Origin of the sequence: Blautia sp. MSK17_66 (genome assembly GCF_020538025.1) — a bacterium.
Taxonomy (GTDB): domain Bacteria; phylum Bacillota; class Clostridia; order Lachnospirales; family Lachnospiraceae; genus Blautia_A.
Map to the genome: position 1 here is coordinate 1 of NZ_JAJBNQ010000065.1, position 1,663 is coordinate 1,663.

At 48.4% G+C, this 1,663-nt stretch carries 1 protein-coding gene; it reads right to left on the reverse strand.

Annotated elements, in window-relative coordinates; translation table 11 throughout:
• Window positions 1-173 precede the first annotated feature (173 nt).
• Window positions 174-1,663 (reverse strand): hypothetical protein (locus LIR34_RS17450; protein WP_306767782.1); only part of this gene is annotated, 1,490 nt, incomplete at its 5' end.

Consider the following 1,663-nt stretch of genomic DNA (forward strand, 5'->3'; position numbering starts at 1 on the left):
GGACGGAGATAAATAGGCGGTAGCCAGCCTAAGGAATAAGCCACCTTGCCACAACGGAATAGAAAAGCCCCGGAGTTGCGACCTCCGGGGCTTTTTGCGTGCCACAATGAGCACTTTCGTCTTTCTTGCCTACTGGCATTATAGCATATGCCTTTCGGCATTTCAAGTATGCCCTACTTCCACCACTTGTAAACGGTGGGCTTGCTCAATCCTGTCTCTCGAATGCAGTCCGCTTTCTTTCCTGCTGGGTGGCTCTCCTGCCATTCTCTGACTGTCTGCTCCGCTGTTCCACTCCCTTTTGGTCTACCCTCTTTTACTTCTTCTCCTAACTGCTTTTTTAAAGCTTTCATAGTATTCATAACCTTTACATGGTCTTTTTGCTTTCTGTAATTCCGCTTATTTGCTGGTATCGTAACCTTTGTGTTGTCCTCTATCCATTCCCGGCTTGCTATCGTTGACAGCCTTTTTCTGTCCCCTTTCAATGCCCGAAGAGCGTCTTTCACATCTGCCCGGCTGAAATGGTTGTCCTCGTCCTCGGTAAGGCTCTCTAAATGGTCCAGGAACGCATAGGCGTCTCTCCGTATCTTCTGCTCGGATATGCCACACTTCAAGCCATAAGAGCACAACGCCATAATAGAAAAGTAACGCCCTCCGGCTTTCACTTCCTCGGTTATTTTCCGTTTCCACCACTCATATAAAGCTTCGTTACATACCCACGTACCGCCCTGCTTCTTACTTTTCTGCTTCGGCTCTCCCTGCACGATCCGCTTCTCATACCATTCCGGGTACAGCTCCTTTGCTTCTTCCAGCGTAACGGTACTTTTTCTTCTCGGCTTCTCGTACAACGGAGCAAGGTCTACCTTACAGCTCGGTATGCTGGCTTTTATGTCCTCCAGCGTGTAACGGTTCTCTGACAGCTTATAGGCTTTTACTGGGAAATCTGCACCCAGCTTCGACTGACTCCCCACACACCGGAAACCTTGATAAATTCCGGTTATATCCGGGCTGTCCGGACGGATAGAGCTGGTATCATTCCATAGCCGCCGGATAAAGGCTTCTTTCAGCTCCGCAAGCACTTCTTCCCGGTTTCGATACAACTGAACCGGCTCCTGCAAGAAATAGTAAAGATGTACCCCCTTGCCGGAGCTGACAAGATAAGTCGGACGAAGCTGCACACCATTCCCAAACTGCTTCAACAGGTTCTTTAACTGCTGTTTGCCTACATAATCCACGTCCACCACCACCGCAAACAGCTCATGAGCGTTCTCTTTCGTGTGTGACTTTCCGTAAAAACTAATAGGCGGTATCAGCCCAAACCTATCTCCTATGACCTTATCCAGCATTTTCAGACTATCATCAATTACCCACTGCCGGGTTCTTCCTTTGCCAGACGGTCTAATCTGTGTCGCTATAATATTACCTTTTCCGTCCTCCGGCTCTTGCTGGAGACTGCCAGCCGGAAACAACTCCCGATAGAAATCATGAGGACTTACTTCCGGGTATCCCCTCTCCAACATAAGGGCTTCTTTCTCCCGATAAGCAGACTTCCACTCATACCCTCTTTTATCTCTCCTTTTGGTGTATTTTGCCATAGTCTTTTGCACCTCACTCCCTCTCGCCTTGACCGCTAATCTTATCAATGAGTTTTTTTTACCTTTTTCCG